The sequence below is a fragment of the Myxococcales bacterium genome (assembly GCA_016717005.1).
Classification (GTDB): domain Bacteria; phylum Myxococcota_A; class Polyangia; order Haliangiales; family Haliangiaceae; genus UBA2376.
Genome location: JADJUF010000001.1, coordinates 1,032,909 through 1,048,916, shown reverse-complemented (window position 1 = coordinate 1,048,916; position 16,008 = coordinate 1,032,909). Strand labels below are relative to the sequence as shown.

Annotated in this window: 14 protein-coding genes; 6 read left to right on the top strand and 8 right to left on the bottom strand. The window is 74.6% G+C overall.

Annotated elements, in window-relative coordinates; all coding sequences use genetic code 11:
• Positions 1-209: 209 nt before the first annotated feature.
• Entirely contained in the window at positions 210-800 is a 591-nt protein-coding gene (locus tag IPL61_04435; GenBank protein ID MBK9030579.1) for a hypothetical protein, read from the bottom strand.
• A 179-nt stretch (positions 801-979) separates the two neighbouring features.
• Between IPL61_04435 and speA the strand changes: the two genes are divergently transcribed.
• A complete protein-coding gene (gene speA, locus IPL61_04430) occupies positions 980-2,899 on the top strand; it encodes a biosynthetic arginine decarboxylase (GenBank protein ID MBK9030578.1) in 1,920 nt (639 codons plus the stop codon).
• Positions 2,900-2,938: 39 nt separating this feature from the next.
• A complete protein-coding gene (gene pruA, locus IPL61_04425; protein ID MBK9030577.1) occupies positions 2,939-4,564 on the top strand; it encodes an L-glutamate gamma-semialdehyde dehydrogenase in 1,626 nt (541 codons plus the stop codon).
• A 24-nt stretch (positions 4,565-4,588) separates the two neighbouring features.
• On the opposite strand, the gene IPL61_04420 is transcribed toward pruA, so the two are convergent.
• Genes IPL61_04420 through IPL61_04400 form a run of 5 tightly spaced genes read right to left on the bottom strand, consistent with a single transcriptional unit; the run spans position 4,589 to position 9,270 of the window.
• Positions 4,589-5,686, bottom strand: a complete 1,098-nt coding sequence (locus IPL61_04420; protein MBK9030576.1) for an efflux RND transporter periplasmic adaptor subunit — start codon at positions 5,684-5,686, stop codon at positions 4,589-4,591.
• Positions 5,683-6,381 carry an ABC transporter ATP-binding protein gene (locus IPL61_04415; GenBank protein ID MBK9030575.1) on the bottom strand — a complete coding sequence of 233 codons (699 nt, stop codon included), beginning with the start codon at positions 6,379-6,381 and terminating at the stop codon, positions 5,683-5,685. The genes IPL61_04420 and IPL61_04415 overlap by 4 nt, the downstream gene beginning before the upstream one ends.
• Entirely contained in the window at positions 6,378-7,559 is a 1,182-nt protein-coding gene (locus IPL61_04410; GenBank protein ID MBK9030574.1) for an FtsX-like permease family protein, read from the bottom strand. Before IPL61_04410 ends, IPL61_04415 begins: the two co-directional genes overlap by 4 nt.
• On the bottom strand, positions 7,556-8,809 hold the full coding sequence (locus IPL61_04405) for a TolC family protein (GenBank protein MBK9030573.1): 1,254 nt from the start codon (positions 8,807-8,809) through the stop codon (positions 7,556-7,558). Before IPL61_04405 ends, IPL61_04410 begins: the two co-directional genes overlap by 4 nt.
• The gene (locus IPL61_04400) at positions 8,806-9,270 is read right to left on the bottom strand and encodes a MarR family transcriptional regulator (GenBank protein MBK9030572.1); all 465 of its coding nucleotides are present in this window, start codon (positions 9,268-9,270) and stop codon (positions 8,806-8,808) included. Before IPL61_04400 ends, IPL61_04405 begins: the two co-directional genes overlap by 4 nt.
• A gap of 223 nt (positions 9,271-9,493) precedes the next feature.
• Between IPL61_04400 and IPL61_04395 the strand changes: the two genes are divergently transcribed.
• Positions 9,494-12,265 (top strand): carboxypeptidase regulatory-like domain-containing protein, encoded by a 2,772-nt coding sequence (locus tag IPL61_04395; protein ID MBK9030571.1) that lies wholly within the window; start codon positions 9,494-9,496, stop codon positions 12,263-12,265.
• A 320-nt stretch (positions 12,266-12,585) separates the two neighbouring features.
• Here IPL61_04395 and IPL61_04390 read toward each other — a convergent pair whose 3' ends face one another.
• The gene (locus IPL61_04390; protein MBK9030570.1) at positions 12,586-14,112 is read right to left on the bottom strand and encodes an NAD(P)/FAD-dependent oxidoreductase; all 1,527 of its coding nucleotides are present in this window, start codon (positions 14,110-14,112) and stop codon (positions 12,586-12,588) included.
• 106 nt (positions 14,113-14,218) lie between these two features.
• Between IPL61_04390 and IPL61_04385 the strand changes: the two genes are divergently transcribed.
• From IPL61_04385 to IPL61_04375, 3 genes are read left to right on the top strand one after another with little or no spacing between them, the layout of a single operon-like run.
• A complete protein-coding gene (locus IPL61_04385) occupies positions 14,219-14,776 on the top strand; it encodes a MotA/TolQ/ExbB proton channel family protein (GenBank protein MBK9030569.1) in 558 nt (185 codons plus the stop codon).
• Positions 14,773-15,342 (top strand): hypothetical protein, encoded by a 570-nt coding sequence (locus IPL61_04380; protein ID MBK9030568.1) that lies wholly within the window; start codon positions 14,773-14,775, stop codon positions 15,340-15,342. The genes IPL61_04385 and IPL61_04380 overlap by 4 nt, the downstream gene beginning before the upstream one ends.
• The gene (locus IPL61_04375; GenBank protein MBK9030567.1) at positions 15,339-15,785 is read left to right on the top strand and encodes a hypothetical protein; all 447 of its coding nucleotides are present in this window, start codon (positions 15,339-15,341) and stop codon (positions 15,783-15,785) included. The genes IPL61_04380 and IPL61_04375 overlap by 4 nt, the downstream gene beginning before the upstream one ends.
• Here the strand turns inward: IPL61_04375 and IPL61_04370 are convergent.
• Complete coding sequence (locus IPL61_04370) at positions 15,775-15,966, bottom strand: DUF4177 domain-containing protein (protein MBK9030566.1); 192 nt, start codon at positions 15,964-15,966, stop codon at positions 15,775-15,777. The two genes, IPL61_04375 and IPL61_04370, sit on opposite strands and share 11 nt — an antisense overlap.
• Positions 15,967-16,008 lie beyond the last annotated feature (42 nt).

Sequence of the window (16,008 nt, the reverse complement as noted above, 5' to 3'; positions counted from 1 at the left end):
TGTTCCGGGATCCTGTGGATCGCGGCGGTCGGCGCGCTCGGGCACGCGCTGAGCGAGGTCCGGTCGGCCGGGATCACACGCCGCTTCGGCGCGAGGTCGACCGCCGCACGGACTCCTCGGGCAGGTCGGCCCCGAGCCGGTCGAGCGGTCGCCGCCGCGGTAGCGGGGAGTCGGTCGCCTGGCCGCAGCCCGCCCCTCGTCGAGGCCGGTCAGGGCGCGATCCAGGCGCGCGCGCCCGGTGGCCACAGCGGCGCCAGCGCGCGGACGTCGGCGAGCGACACGCCCGGCGCGGTCGCCGCGCACGGGGCCAGATCCGCGCGGATCGCGCCCCAGACCGCGACCGCGGCGACGTCGACGGCGGCGGCGCCCGGCGGCGCCCGGGTCAGGCCGGCGTGGGCGAGCAGGGCCGGGATCGACGCGGCGTACTTGGCGACGTCGATGACCGCCTTGGCCAGGGCCGGCCCGTCGGGCAGGGCGGTCGCCTCGAGGGCGCAGCGCACGGTCAGGGTCGCGTAGTTCATGCACCGTCCCAGGGCCTCGGCGTCGGTGCCGTCCCGGCGATTGGACGCGAGCGCGCCGCGGTCGCCGAGCGCGCGCGCGACCGTCGCGACCTCGATCGCCCCCGGCGCGGCGGCGGCGGCCTCGACCAGCAGCCGCAGGCCGTCGTCCCACAGCGCGTCGACGCCGGGCGGCCGCCACTCCTCGGTGCGCATCGCGCAGCGCGCGGCCCAGACCAGCCGGCTCGTCCGCGCCAGCGCCCGCAGCTCGCCGGGCTTCACGGCCCACCGCTTCATCGTCATGCCCGTCGAGCTTACCCGCGACCGGCCCGGCGGGCGCACGCGCGCGACCATCCGCGCGCCCACCGGGCCCTGGCGCACGGGCCGATGTCACCGGAACGCCACCGAGATCGCCTGCACATCGCCATTGCGCAGGGGGGCGGAAGGCCGTAACAGATGGACCCATGGCCCGCGTCAAGGCGATGCTCGCTCAGGATCCTCTCCGCCGCTGGAACCGCGCGGAGGCGCTGGAGACCTACGGCATCCAGCGCTGGGGCTGCGGCTACTTCGACATCAGCGAGCAGGGCAACCTGATCGTGACGCCGCGCGGGCCCACCGGCGGCACGATGGACATGCGCGAGCTCATCGACGAGCTCACCGGGCGCGGCATCCAGCTGCCGATCCTGCTGCGCTTCTCCGACATCTTGCGGGCGCGGATCGAGCTGATCTGTGGCGCCTTCAACGGCGCGATCAAGGAGTACGGCTACCAGGGCCAGTACCGCGGGGTCTACCCGATCAAGGTCAACCAGAACCGGACCGTGGTCGAGGAGATCATCGAGTACGGCCGGCCGTTCCACTACGGCCTCGAGGCCGGCAGCAAGCCCGAGCTCCTGACCGTCATGGCGATCCACCAGGACGACGAGGCGCTGATCATCTGCAACGGCTACAAGGACGAGGAGTACATCGAGACCGCGCTCCTGGCGTCGAAGCTGGGCCGGACGGTCGTGCTGGTGATCGAGAAGCCGTCGGAGATCGATCAGATCCACCGGGTGTCCGAGCGGGTCGGCATCCGGCCGACCCTGGGCATGCGCGCGCGCCTGTCGTCGCGCGGGGCCGGCCGCTGGGAGCAGTCGGGCGGCGACTTCTCGAAGTTCGGCCTGACCGCGTCCGAGATGGTGACCGCGGTCGCCAAGCTCAAGGCCTGGGGCCAGATCGACACGCTCAAGCTGATGCACTTCCACCTGGGGTCGCAGATCTCGGCGATCAAGAGCATCAAGAACGCGCTGCGCGAGGCCGGCCGGCTGTTCGTCGAGCTGTACAAGCTCGGCGCCACCGGCCTGTCGTACTGCGACGTCGGCGGCGGCCTCGGCGTCGACTACGACGGCTCGCAGACCAACTTCGCGTCGTCGATGAACTACTCCCTGCAGGAGTACGCCAACGACATCGTCTACACGCTCAAGGAGATCTGCGACGCCGACAACGTGCCGCACCCGCACGTCGTCTCGGAGTCGGGCCGCGCGGTCACCGCCCACCACTCGGTGCTGGTGGTCAACGTCCTCGGCGTCACCGAGTTCGACACCGACGTGCCCAAGGACATCAAGCAGCCGACGGCGCCGCTGGTCAAGAACCTGTGGGACACCTACCAGCTGGTGTCGCAGAAGAACCTGCTCGAGAGCTACCACGACGCGCTCGAGTACAAGGACCAGGTGCTGCAGCTGTTCAACCTCGGCCACCTGTCGCTCGAGCACCGGGTGACGTGCGAGAACTTGTTCTGGGCGATCTGCGAGAAGGTGCTCAGCCTGGTCCGCGGCCAGCCCCACATCCCCGAGGAGCTCGAGGGGCTCGAGAAGGCGCTGTCGGACACGTACTTCTGCAACTTCTCGATGTTCCAGTCGCTGCCCGACGCGTGGGCGGTCGATCAGCTGTTCCCGATCTGCCCGATCCACCGGCTGGCCGAGGAGCCGACCCGGCGCGCGACCCTGGCCGACATCACGTGTGACTCCGACGGCAAGATCGACTCGTTCATCGACCTGCGCGACGTCAAGCACGTGCTCGAGCTGCACCCCAAGGACGACGGCCAGGACTACTACCTGGGCATGTTCCTGGTCGGCGCCTACCAGGAGATCCTCGGCGACCTGCACAACCTGTTCGGCGACACCAACACCGTCCACGTCCAGCTGCTGCCCGACGGCGACTACGACGTCAAGGACGTCGTCGCCGGCGACACGGTCAGCGAGGTGCTGGGCTTCGTCGACTACTCGGCCAGCGACCTGCTGGGCCGGCTGCGCGCCAACGTCGAGGTCGCGCTGCGCAAGAAGCTCCTGACGATCGAGGAGTCGCGCCTGCTGATCAACCGGTTCCGCCAGGGGATGATCGGCTACACCTACCTCGACAAGGAGTAGCGGCGGCCGACGCCGGCGCGGCTGTGGTAAGCCCACGGCATGCACGACGGCACGGTCACGGTCCCGCACCCCGGCAACGAACCCGTGCTCGGCTACGCGCCGGGCAGCCCCGAGCGGACGCGCCTGACCGCGGCGCTCGACCAGCTCGCCGGCGAGTGCCCGGAGGTGCCAGCGGTGATCGGCGGCGAGCGCGTCACCACCGGTCGCCTGGTCGACGTGGTCATGCCCCACGCCCACCGCCACGTGGTCGCGCGCTTCCACGCGTGCGACGGCGACCACGTCGAGCGCGCGATCGCGGCGGCGGCCGACGCCCGGCGCGAGTGGGCGACGATGCGGTGGGAGGCCCGGGCCGCGGTGTTCCTGCGCGCGGCCGAGCTCCTGGCCGGGCCGTGGCGCATGCGCATCAACGCCGCGACCATGCTCGGCCAGAGCAAGACCTGCCACCAGGCCGAGATCGACGCGGCGTGCGAGCTGATCGACTTCCTGCGCTGGAACGTCCACTTCGCGAGCAAGCTCTACGCCGAGCAGCCGGTGTCGTCGCCCGGGGTCTGGAACCAGACCGAGCTGCGCCCGCTCGAGGGCTTCACCTTCGCGCTGACGCCGTTCAACTTCACCGCGATCGCCGGCAACCTGCCGTGCGCGCCGGCGCTGATGGGCAACACCGTGGTGTGGAAGCCGTCCGAGAGCCAGATGCTCGCGGCCTGGCACACGCTGCTCCTGCTCGAGGAGGCCGGCCTGCCTCCGGGCGTGATCAACCTGGTGCCGGGGTTCGGCCACGAGCTGGCCCCGGCCGCGGTCGGGCACCGGGACCTCGGCGCGATCCACTTCACCGGCTCGACCGAGATCTTCCGGTCGCTGTGGAAGCAGGTCGCCGGCAACCTCGACCGCTACAAGAGCTACCCGCGCCTGGTCGGCGAGACCGGCGGCAAGGACTTCATCCTCGCGCACCCGTCGGCCGACCCGGCCGCGGTCGCGACCGCGATCATCCGCGGCGGCTTCGAGTACCAGGGCCAGAAGTGCTCGGCGGCGTCGCGCGCGTACGTGCCCGCCAGCGTCTGGGCGGCGCTGGTCGACCAGCTCGTGGCCGACACCGAGGGCGTGACCCAGGGCGACGTGCGCGACTTCGGCAACTTCATGGGCGCGGTGATCAAGCGGGCCGCGTTCGACCGCCACCGCGCGGCGATCGAGGAGGCGCGCGGCACGCCCGGCATGCGCGTCGTCGCCGGCGGCCAGTGCGACGATCGCGACGGCTGGTTCGTGCGGCCGACGATCCTCACCACCGACGACCCGATGGTGCGGCACATGCAGGACGAGTTCTTCGGGCCGATCGTGACCGTGCACGTCTACCCGGATCACGCCTGGGACGAGGTCCTGACCCTGGTCGATCGGACGTCGCCGTACGCGCTGACCGGCGCGGTGTTCGCGCGCGAGCGCACGGCGCTGGTCGAGGCCACCGCGCGGCTGCGCAACGCCGCCGGCAACTTCTACCTCAACGACAAGCCGACCGGCGCGGTGGTCGGGCAGCAGCCGTTCGGCGGCGCCCGCGCCTCGGGCACCGACGACAAGGCCGGCTCGGCGATGAACCTGCAGCGGTTCGTGGCCGCGCGGACGATCAAGGAGACGTTCGCGCCGCCGACCGACTACCGCTACCCGTTCCTGGGCTGAGCGCCGCGGGCGCGCGCCGGCGGGTCAGCGGCCGCCGGCGACGTAGCAGACCACGCGCTGGCCGACGACGAGGCCGGCGGGGGCGTCGACGGTGATCACGACCTCGAGGATCTTGGTGTCGTTGCGCTCGGCCGGATCGTCGGTGCGCACGTTCTTGCGGCCCATCCGATGCCCGAGCTTGACGACGGTGCCGGTGAAGTCGCGGCCGGGCAGGGCGATGACCCGGAACGTGGCCTGGTCGCCGACGGCGACCTTGGCCAGATCGCGCTCGTCGACGTCCATGCGGACGCGCAGGGACCGGGTGTCGCCCAGGACCAGCAGCGGCTCGGCGCCGGGCTGGTAGTACTCGCCGGCGCGGTACTTGACCTGCAACACCTCGCCGGCGATCGGCGCGCGCACGGTCAGGCGCGCGAGCGTCGCCTCGGCCTGGGCGCGACGGGCCTCGGCCGCGGCCAGCTGCGCGCGCGCGACCTGCACGTCCTCGCGTCGCGAGCCGGCGACGACCGCCAGGCGGCGGGCCTCGGCGGCGCGGGCCGACGCGGCGTCGATCTCGGCCTGGCGGCGGGCGCGGTCGACCTCGTCGCCGGTCGCGGCGCCGCCGGCGCCGGCCTGGGCCAGGCGCTCGGCCACGCCGCGCGACAGCTCGGCCCGGGCCCGGGCGCTGTCGGCGTCGGCCAGCGCGGCCTTGACGTCCTCGCCGCGGCTGCCGCGGACGGTGCGCGCGAGCTGGGCGCTGGCGCCGTCGACCTCGGCCTGAGCCGCGGCCAGCGCCGCCTGCTCGACCGCCTGATCGAACTCGACCAGCGCCGCGCCGGCCTCGACCTGGGCGCCCTCGGCGACGGCGATCCGCGTGACCCGGCCGGGCATCGGCGCGCCGACCCGGGTCTCGGGCTGGGCCGGCTCGACCACGCCGTTGCCGGCGACGGTGCCCGACGGGCCCGGGGCCTCGCGCTCGTCGACCTGGCCGGGCGGCGGCGCCGCGACCCGCGCGGCGTTGGCGCGATCGGCGGCGTTGGGCTGGGTCGGCGGCGGCTGGCCGAGCAGCTTGCCGACGTTCCACGTCATCAGGCCGAAGAACGCCGCGACCAGCGGCAGGTACCAGCGTCGGCGCAGGCGGCTCATGAGGCGGCTCCCGGGAGGCGACCGTCGACGATCCGGCCGTCCTCGATGTGGACGATGCGATCGGCGAGGTGGAAGATGCGGTTGTCGTGGGTGACGACGACGACGGTGGCGCCGCGCTCGCGGCACAGCGTCAGCAGCAGCTCGGTGACCTCGAGCCCGGCGTGCGCGTCGAGCGCCGCGGTCGGCTCGTCGGCCAGGACCAGCGGCGGACCGCCGGCCAGGGCCCGGGCGATCGCGACCCGCTGGCGCTGGCCGCCCGACAGCTCGGCCGGCCGGCGCGCGAGCTTGTCGGCGAGGCCGACCGCGGTCAGCAGGTGCACGGCCTCGTCGCGGGCGGCGCGGGCCGCGGCGCCGCGGGTCTCGAGCACCAGCCGGACGTTGTCGAGCGCCGACAGCGCGGCGATCAGGTTGTGGCCCTGGAAGACGAAGCCGATCAGCGCCCGCCGCAGCACCGGCAGCTCGCGCTCCTTGCGTCCGCTGATGCGCTCGCCGAACAGCGCCAGCTCGCCCTCGCTGGCCGACAGCACGCACCCGAGGATCGACAGGAGCGTGGTCTTGCCCGAGCCCGACGGGCCGACCAGCATGACCAGCTCGCCGGTCGAGACCTGGAAGTCGACCTGATCGAGCGCGCGGAACGCCAGCGCGCCCTCGCCGAAGACCTTGCCGATCGCGCGGGCGTCGACGGCGAGGCTCACCGGAACACCATCCCGGGCTCGAGCTTGCGGACCCGGCGCAGCGCCAGCACCGACGCCAGCATGCACAGCACGGTCATGATGATCGGCGTGGCCAGCACCAGCGTGCGCGGGATGATGACCACGAGGTTGGCCGAGCGGATGCCGGCCGACATCGCCGCCACCAGGCCCAGGCCGATCAGCGAGCCGACCAGCGCGTAGACGATCGACTGGACGATCAGCATGCGGGTCAGATCCCACGACGTCAGGCCGATGGCCTTGAGCGTGCCGTACTCGCGCAGGTTGTCGATCACCGCCGAGAACATCGACAGCGCGACGATGATGAAGCCGATCACCAGGCCGAACGCGGTCGACGTGCCGAACGTGATGCCGAGCTGCTGGCGCAGCAGCGTCGAGACGATCCGCTGGTGGAACGCGTCGGCGGCGATCACCTCGGCGCCGGGGCAGCGCGCGGCCAGGTCGGCGGCGACCGCGGCCGGGTCGGCGCCGGGCGCGACCGTCACCAGCACGAACGACAGGCGATCGCTGGGCACGTCGCCGAGATCGCGGACCAGGTCGATGTCGGCGAACGAGAACGGCGGCCCGAACGGCTGCAGCCCCCAGGTGAAGCCGACCGCGCGGACCTTGTGGCCGCCGACCTCGCGCACGCTGCCGAGGTTGAGGCCGCCGAACTTCTCGCGCTGGGCGTCCTCGAAGAACAGCGCGTCGGGGCCGCGCAGCGCCGCGACGTCGCCGGCGACGATGTTCCAGGGGCCGCCGAGGCCGGCGTCGAGGTCGTACCCGACCAGGGTCGTGGCCTCGCTGCCGCCGCCGGGCTTGGTGATCGAGGTGCCGACCATCACCAGCGGCGCGGCGATCGCGACCCCGGGCGTGGCGCGGGCCTGGTCGAGCAGCGCGGTCGAGAGCCGCTGCCCCGGCGCGGCCTGGGTGGTGTTGGGCGGCACGATCCAGAGGTCGGCCCCGGCGTTGTCGACGAACATCGTGTTCTTCTGCAGCAGGCCGAACAGCACGCCCAGCTGCTGGGCGGCGAGCACCACCGCGAACACCACGCCCAGGGTCGTGCCGATGAGCTTGGCCTTGTCGTGCAGCATCATGCGCAGCGCGACGACGATCGTGGCCTGGGCCCGGCGCAGGCGCCCGCCCCGGGCGACGCGCACGCGCGCGGCGACGTCGACGGTCACGGCCCGACCTCGCGGCCGGCGGCCAGGCGCAGGAGCGCGCGATCGGCCGCGAGCTCGGCCCGCGCCGACACCACCGCCAGCTCCGCGGCCAGGGCGTCGCGCTGGGCCAGCGTCACGTCGAGCTGGGTCGAGGTGCCGGCGGCGAAGCGCTCGCGCGCGGTCGCGGCGCCGAGGCGCGCGGCCGCCACGCCGGCCTCGGCGGCGACCACGGTCGCGCGCCGCGCCGCCACCTGGTGCCAGGCGTCGGTGATGCGATCGCGCGCCGCCTGATCGGCCCGGGCCGCGCGCACGGCCTCGACCCGCACCGCCGCGCGGTCGACCGCGACCTGGCGCGGGGTGGCCAGGCCGTAGCGCCAGGTCAGGCTGACGCCGACGGCGCCGGACAGCGCCTCGCCGAAGCCGGCGGCGTTGGTCCAGCGCTCGCTGGCGGTCGCCGCGACGGTCGGCAGGGTCGCGGCGCGGCTCACGTCGACGCGGGCCTGCGCGGCCCGGTGGCGCGCGACCGCCGCGTGGACCTCGGGCTGGGTGGGCGCGTCGCCGAGCCAGGTCGCTAGCGGCCGCTCGGGCGCGTCCGCGGCCGGCAGCGGCGGGGCGGCCGCGTCGACGGTGACGCCGGTGGCGGTGGCGAGCTCGCGCTGCGCCAGCGCGACCACCAGCTCGGCCGCGGCGATCGTCGCGTCGGCGTCGGCGATCGCGGCCCGGGCCCGGGCCACGTCGAGCGGCGACGCCAGCTGGGCCTCGGCGCGGCGCTCGACCAGGGCGAGGTTGTCGACCGCGGCGGCGCGCGCCGACACCGCGGCGGCGGCCGACGCCGCGCCGCCGACCCACGCGAAGTACGCGCGGACGATCGCGCGATCGCCGTCGCGCGCGGTCACCGCGATCGCGGCCACCGCCGCGGCGTGGTCGGCCGCCGCCGCGGTCGCGCGGCGGCGCGCGGCCAGATCGAACAGCGGCACGGTCAAGGTCGCGGTGGCGTCGAGCTGGTCGAGCGGCACGATCGTCAGCGGCTCGGCGCCCAGCGGCACGATCGAGGCGTGCTGGTTGCGGGTGTACCCGAGGCCGACCGTCAGCGTCGGCCACAGCGGTGCCCGCGCCAGCTCGGTCGCGGCGTCGGCCACCGCGGCCGTCGCCTCGGCCTCGGCCAGCTCGCGCCCGTGGCGCCGCCCCGCGGCCAGCAGCTCGGCCAGGCGCTCGGCCCGCGCCGGCCCGGCGGTCGCGGCCACGAGGGCCAGCGCGGCGAGGGCCCTCACGCGCCCACCGCGTCGACGCGCAGCGCCGCGGTCGATCGCGCGACGACGTCGAGCAGCTCGGCCCGCAGCGCCCGGGGCAGCCGCGCCAGCCCGCGGGTCATCGACTCGGCCCGGGCCGCCGCGATGCGCCCGATCACCGCCAGGCCGCGGGCGCTGAGCGTCACCTGCTTGGCGCGGCGGTCGCTGGGGTCCTCGCGGCGGTGGGCCAGCTCGGCGGTGACCAGCCGCTGGACCAGCGCGCTGGTCGCGGACATCGACAGGCCCAGGAGCGCCGCCAGCTCGCCGATCGAGCAGGCGTCGCCGTGGCGCAGCCGGCTGAGCGCGACCACCTCGGGCAGGCTGAGGCCGGCCTCGTGCATCAGGGCCAGCGGGTTGCCGTCGGGGCCGTGGTCGCCCGCGCTGACCAGGACCATCAGGTCGTGGAGCGCGGCGCCGGGGCTGTGGGGCGCGCGTGGGGCCATGGTCGTAGGTTCGACACTAAGCATAGTTCGACATGCAGCAATATATTGAATGAGAAATTTATTCGTGCAGGCTTGGACGCCGCGGCCGCGGCCGGGGTTACGCCGGTCGCATGCGACCGCGGGTGCGACCGTCCCAGGGCGGTCGCAGGCCGGCGGCGATGTGGGCGAGCCTGCTCTTTCGGCTGGTTCGCCGTGGTCCTGATCGTGCTTAGCTCGGGGCGCGATGACCAAGAAGACGCTCGCGCTCATCGGCCTGGCGCTCGCGGGGGTGGCGGTGGTGGTGTGGTTCGCCTTCGGACGCCGCGGCCATGCGCCGCCCCCGCCGCCGGCCCCGACCGCCGCGCCGACCGCGGCGCCGCGGACGCCGTCCCAGGCCCAGCCCGAGGCGCCGTCGGGCCCGGCGCCGATCCTGGCGCGCGACGCCGATCCCGCGGGGCCGCTCTTGCTCGAGGGCCAGGTGCTCGACGATCTCGATCACCCGGTGGCTGGCGCTGAGGTGTGGGTCTCGTCCGCGCCGCTGCGCAAGGTCACGACCGAGGCCGACGGCTCGTTCGCGTTCGACAAGCTGCTCGGTCGCACCTACGCGGTCGGCGCGCGTCGCGGCGACCTCGTCGGCGGGCCGGTCTCGACCCGGGTCGCGGCCGACGCCGAGCCGGTGATCATCCGGCTGCGCCTCGGCGCCACCGTCAAGGTCACGGTCCACGGCGACGGCGCCGACGCCCGGCCGGTCGCCGGCGCGGTGGTCACGCTGGCGTCGATCACCGAGCCGACCGCCACCACCGACGCCGCCGGCGTGGCCACGTTCACCGGCGTCGACGACGGCTGGACGGTGGCGTCGGCGACCGCGCCCGGCTACGCGCCGGCGACCGGGACCGCGGTCATCGGCAAGACCCAGCGCCAGGTCGAGATCGTCCTGGCGCTCCGGCGCGGCGTCGCGGTCAGCGGCACGGTCGTCGACCAGGGCGGGGCGCCGGTCGCCGGGGCCAAGGTCTGGCCGCGCGACGCGTCGAGCTGGGAGTTCACCTCGGGCGAGCGGACCGCGGTGACGACCGACGCCAAGGGCGAGTTCGCGATCGCGACCGTAGCGCCGGGCTCGTACCGGCTCGCCGCCAAGGACGAGGCCCACGCGCCCGGCACCAGCCCGCTGGTCACCGTCGCCGACGATCGCCCGACGACCGGCGTGCGGATCGTGCTGGCCGCGGCCGGGCGCCTCGCCGGCACCGTGGTCGACGGCGACGGCGCGCCGGCGCCGTACGCGACCGTGCGGGTCAGCGGCACCGAGTGGTCCAACGACATGGTCAACCGCCAGGCCGCGGCCGACGACCGCGGCCAGTTCGTCGTCGAGGGGCTGCCGCGGGCGCCGGTGCGGATCCGCGCCGAGTCCGAGGTCGCCGCCTCGAAGATCTCCGACGTCGACCTCGCGGCCACGCCCGACCGCAAGGACCTCCGGCTGGTGCTCGATCAGGCCGGTCGCATCGCCGGGATCGTCGTCGACCGCGCCGGCGCGCCGGTGCCCGAGGCCTCGGTGTCGGCGGTGCCGGACTTCCTGGCCGACGACCGCAGCCGCAGCGACCTGATCCTCGCGTCGTCGACCGCGACCACCACCGACGGCGGCGGCCGGTTCGTGCTGCGCGGGCTCGAGGACGGCAGCTACCGGCTGGCGGCGTCGCGCGAGGGCCACGGCGAGCGCGCGGCCTGGGGCTCCGGCTCGACCTCGGTCCGCGCCGGCGCCACCGACGTGCGCCTGGTGCTGCCGACCCCGGGCGGCCTGCGCGGCACGATCGTCCTCGACACCGGCAAGGCGCCGAGCCTGGCGATCGTCGCCGCGGGCTGGGAGCACCGCGTGACCACCCGCGACGGGCGCTTCGAGCTCGGCGGCATGAACCCGGGCCGGTTCGATCTGCGCGTCACCGGCCCCGACTTCGCCGAGCTCGTGAAGGGCGACCTGGTGGTGACCGACGGCGAGATCACCGACGTCGGCGCGATCACCGTCACCGCCGGGCGCAAGGTCACCGGCCGCGTGGTCGACGGCAAGGGCGCCCCGGTCGAGGGCGCGCGGGTGCTGGTCGGCAAGATGCTCTTCGGCGACGGCAAGACCATCGCCGCCGATCCCGACGCCTCGGGCCAGGCCGGCATCCGCAGCGCGACCACCGACGCCGACGGCGCCTTCGCCGTGCGCGGCATCTCCAAGGACGGCGGTCTGATCATCGCCGAGCACGCCAGCCGCGGCCGCAGCCTGTCGATGGAGGTCCCGCGCGGCGCCGTCGACGTCACCGACCTGAAGCTGACCGTGCGCGGCTACGGCTCGCTGGTCGGCACCGTCACCCGCAAGGGCCAGCCGGTCAGCGGCGCCACGGTCAACGCCGCGCCGATCGGCTCGAGCGGTCAGGCGGTGTTCGTGCAGAGCGGCGCCGACGGCAAGTTCGTGCTCGACAAGGTGCCCGAGGGCCCGACCTCGGTCCAGGCGATGCAGACGTCGATGATGTCGGCGGTCAGCGCGTCGCGCACCGTGACGGTGATCGAGGGCCGGCCGACCGACGCGTCGATCGACATCCCGGCCGGCGACGTCGCGCTGACCGTCAAGGTCGAGGCCGAGCCCGGCGCCACCGTCAACGCCGCGTGGCTGCTGCTGATGCGCGGCGCGTTCGCGGCCACCAACGGCAAGCAGTTGATGGACGCGTTCCTGGCCTCCAACGGCGCCGCGACCGGCGGCGCCGCCGGCATGGAGATCTGGCTGGGCACGGCGACGTTCCCGACCTTCGACGAGCTCATGCCCGGCAGCTACAGCGTGTGCGCGATCCCGATCACCGGCAGCCTGATGGACCGCCAGCTCATGGATCGCGTCCAGGCCAACCTCGACAAGCTCGCCGCGGTCTGCAAGGGCGTCACGTTGCCGGCCAACCCCAAGGCCCAGCGCTACACCCTGAGCCTGCCGTCGATGACGCCGCTGCCCGCGCCCGACGCCGAGCCCGACGCCGGCGTGCCGGCGCCGTAGGGCCCCAGAGTCCACACCGGCTCCGGCTCCGGCTCGGGCTCCGGCACCGGCTCGGGTTCCGACACCGGCTCCGGTTCCGGCTCCGGTTCCGGCTCCGGTTCCGGCTCCGGCTCGGGCTCGGGTTCCGGTTCCGACACCGGCTCCGGTTCCGGTTCCGACACCGGCTCCGGTTCCGGTTCCGCTCCGGCTCGGGCTCGGGTTCCGGTTCCGACACCGGCTCCGGCTCCGGTCCGGCTCCGACACCGGCTCCGGCACCGGCTCCGGCACCGGTTCCGGTTCCGACGCCGGCTCCGGTTCCGGTTCCGGTTCCGGCTCCGGCGTCACCGCGCCAGGCGGCGGTGCAGATCCATCCCGACCTTGACGGTCCCGGCGACGCTGGGGAAGCCCGCGGTGGCGTTGGCGAGCCACAGGTTGGCCAGCGGGGTCTCGGTCGGCACGCGAGCCTGCACGACCTGGCGCGGGGTCAGCGCGGCGCCGTAGGCGTTGCCCTCGGGCGCGCCGCAGAACCGGGCGTTGGTGGCGGGCGTGCCCATGACCCGCATGACCAGGTGCTCGCGCAGGCCGGGGACGTAGCGCTCCTCGACCAGCGCCAGCAGGTGATCGCGGATGCGCTTCTTCTCGGCGTTGTAGCGCCGGCGGTCGCGCGCGCGCAGCTCGGCCCAGCGCGCATAGGGCGCGCTGGTCGCCACCTCGAGGATCTGGTCGCCGGGCGGGCACAGGCCGGGCGCGTCGGTGTGGAGCGTCGGCGTCGACATGAACAGCCACGGATCGTCGCAGTTGCCGTCGACCAGCTGCCGGCGGTACTGGGCGTTGAGATCGTCGTCGGGGTAGTGCCACACGTTCCACGAGCCGAAACCGTGGTCGCGCAGGTCGAGGCCGCGTACGCCCAGGTACAGCGTGAACGTGCCCGACGAGTAGGCGTAGGTCAGGCGGCGCACGTAGTCGGTCGGCAGGTGGTGGGGGCCGATCATCGCGACGGTCCGCTGCGGATCGACGTTGGAGACGTAGCGGTCGGCGGTGAAGCGGCGGCCGTCGGCGGCGATCACGCCGGTGACCTTGCCGCCCGCGACCTCGATGCGGGTGATCGGCGTCTCGAGCTCGACGTGACAGCCGGGCCGCGCGCTGATCGAGTCGGCGATGCTGCCGATCAGGTGCTGGAAGTGATGCTCGGGGTAGTACGCGCCGCGGTCGTAGCTGCGCACCAGCGCGACGTGCAGCACGAGCGACACCTCGGCCGGCGGCAACAGGTAGTCGCCGGCCTGGCCGGCCAGCACCGCCTGCAGCCGCGGCGGCATCGCCAGGTGATCGTAGAGGCGCTGCAGCGTCCACCGCTGGTGCCGCAGCAGGTACGGGAACCGCACCGGCGCGGTGACCAGCTCGCGCCAGCCGATCTTGGGCGGCAGCCGATCGAGCTCGCGGCCGAGGCCCATGATGATCTCGAAGTAGCGGCGCAGCGGCGTGACCGCCTCGGGGTGCCGCCGCAGCAGGCGGTCGCGGTACTTCTCGAGGCCGTTGGGGATGCGGTAGCGATCGCCGGCGACGACGACGTGGTCGAAGCCCTCGGGGTCGAGGCGGTGGAACCGGACCGTCTCGGCCAGGCCGAGCCGGCGCAGCAGCTCGTGCACCGGCTCGCCCTCGCCGCAGTTCCAGATGTAGTGGACCTGGGCGCAGAACCGGTACGCGCCCATCGCGAAGGTGTGCGCGTAGCCGCCGGGCGTGTCGTGGGCCTCGACCACCAGCACCTTGCGACCGTCGGCGGCCAGCAGGCTCGCGACCGTCAGCCCGGCCATGCCCGCGCCGATGATCAGCTCGTCGAAGTGGGTCGTGGCGGGATCGGCGACGGTCATGGCGACGTCATCGCACGGCCGCGGCGCCGCCGTGGCCGGCCGCGGCCACGATCGCGGCGGCGACCCGGGCGCGGCGCCCGCGCGGATGCACTATCATGCAGGCGCGATGTCCGCGTTCGTCCAGGGCTGGGGGCTCACGGCCCTGATGCTGGTGATCATCACGATCGTCTTCGTGGGATCGGCCCTGCACCTGCGCGGCGAGCTCCGGTGGGTGCGCGCGGTCACCGAGCAGCTCGGGCTCGAGCTGGTCGACTCACCGTCGGCCGGGCGCGGCACCGGCCTCGAGCTCGAGGCGCTGCGCGACGAGATCCACGCGGTCGTGGTCGCGACCGAGCCGGCGTGGGCGGCGCGGCAGGTGCGCGCGTGGCAGCTCCGGGCGTTCCGGGTCGAGCCGGCGCTGGCGTTCTGGGTCGATCTGCTGCGGCAGCTCGGCCTGCTCGGCACGGTCCTGGGCCTGGGCCTGTCGCTGGCGGTGACCGGCGACGACGTGACCGCGCTGCTCGGCCCGCTGGCGCTGGCGGTGTGGACCACGGTCGCCGGCCTGGCCTACTCGATCGTGCTGTCGTCGATCTTCGGCGTGAAGCTGCACGCCTGGGTCGACGCGTGCGATCGCAACGTCGAGGCCTGGGACGCGCGGCGCCGCGCCGGTGGAGCGCCCGCGTGAGGCGGCGCGCGCCTGCGCCGGGAGCGCTGACGTCGCTGCTCGACGTGCTGTTCATCCTGGTGTTCGCGTCGCTGGTGTCCGCGAGCGCCCGCGGCGCGGCCAAGCCGGCGCCGCCGCCTGCGCCCGAGGTGGTCGCGCCGCCGGCGACCTCACCGACCCTGGCGGCGCTGCGCCGCGCCGCCGTGGCGACGGTCGCGCGCCAGCTCGAGGGTGCGCCGCTGGTCGCGGTGCGGATCGCCGCCGACGGCACGCTGATCGAGCTCGAGGCGGCCGACGGCGTGCGCCCGGTCGGCGCGCCGCTGCTCGAGGCTGTCGCCGACCGCGACGTCGGCCTGGCCTACCTGGGCGATCGCGCGCCGGCGGCGCAGGTGTGCGCCGTGGTCGCGCGCGCGCTGGGCGCGACGGCGCTGCCCGAGCACGTCATCGTGATCGCCCCTGCGGCGGCGCTGGCCGAGCTGCCGGTGGCCCTGGTCGCCGGGCTGCAGCGCGACATCGCGCGGTGCCAGCGCGGGCAGCAGGCCCTGGCGGTGATCGTCGAGCCCACGACCCCGGAGGTGATCCCATGACGTCGACGGCCCAGGCGCGCCTGACCCGGCGCGGCCGCATCCGGCGCGCGCTGTTCTGGATCGGCGTCGCCGCGGCGCTGGTGATCGCGGTGCTGCTGATCCGCTGCCGGGGCGGCTTCGGCGTGGGCGGGGGCGGCGGCCGCGGGCTCGGCGGTGGCGCGGGCCGCGGCACCGTGGCGAAGCCAGCGCCCACCCCCGCGCCGAGGTGCGCGCTCCGGGTCGACGCGGCCGGGATCACGGTCGACGGTCAGCCCGCCACGATCGCGACGGCGGTCACCGCCTGCCGCGCCGCCGGCGGCGCCGAGGTCACCGTCGCCGGCGATGCGCGGCAGGGCACCTGGACCGAGCTCGAGGCCGCGCTGGCCGCGGCCGCGATCGCGACCCACGTCCGGGGCGCCGGAGCGCCGATCGGCGACGACGCCGGCGCGGCGGTCAGCCCGTAGCGTCGGTCGGCCGCACGAAGCTCACGAACGCCATCGCCGGGCGCTTCGACGCCTCGGTCATGACGAAGCGGACGCCGTCGAGGACCCAGCCCTCGGCGACCGTGGTGTTGACGGCGTGCTCGAGGGTCTCGGCGGTGACCGGGGCCACCTCGACGAACTTGTAGGTGAGCGGGGGCGTCATGGGGCCGAGAGCGTAACCGGAGCCGGAGCCGGAACCGGAGCC

Coding starts and splice junctions, on each gene's coding strand:
- IPL61_04435 (MBK9030579.1), bottom strand. CDS start 800: ATGACGATGAAGCGGTGGGCCGTGAAGCCCGGCGAGCTGCGGGCGCTG.
- speA (MBK9030578.1), top strand. CDS start 980: ATGCTCGCTCAGGATCCTCTCCGCCGCTGGAACCGCGCGGAGGCGCTG.
- pruA (MBK9030577.1), top strand. CDS start 2,939: ATGCACGACGGCACGGTCACGGTCCCGCACCCCGGCAACGAACCCGTG.
- IPL61_04420 (MBK9030576.1), bottom strand. CDS start 5,686: ATGAGCCGCCTGCGCCGACGCTGGTACCTGCCGCTGGTCGCGGCGTTC.
- IPL61_04400 (MBK9030572.1), bottom strand. CDS start 9,270: ATGGCCCCACGCGCGCCCCACAGCCCCGGCGCCGCGCTCCACGACCTG.
- IPL61_04395 (MBK9030571.1), top strand. CDS start 9,494: ATGACCAAGAAGACGCTCGCGCTCATCGGCCTGGCGCTCGCGGGGGTG.
- IPL61_04390 (MBK9030570.1), bottom strand. CDS start 14,112: ATGACCGTCGCCGATCCCGCCACGACCCACTTCGACGAGCTGATCATC.
- IPL61_04385 (MBK9030569.1), top strand. CDS start 14,219: ATGTCCGCGTTCGTCCAGGGCTGGGGGCTCACGGCCCTGATGCTGGTG.
- IPL61_04375 (MBK9030567.1), top strand. CDS start 15,339: ATGACGTCGACGGCCCAGGCGCGCCTGACCCGGCGCGGCCGCATCCGG.
- IPL61_04370 (MBK9030566.1), bottom strand. CDS start 15,966: ATGACGCCCCCGCTCACCTACAAGTTCGTCGAGGTGGCCCCGGTCACC.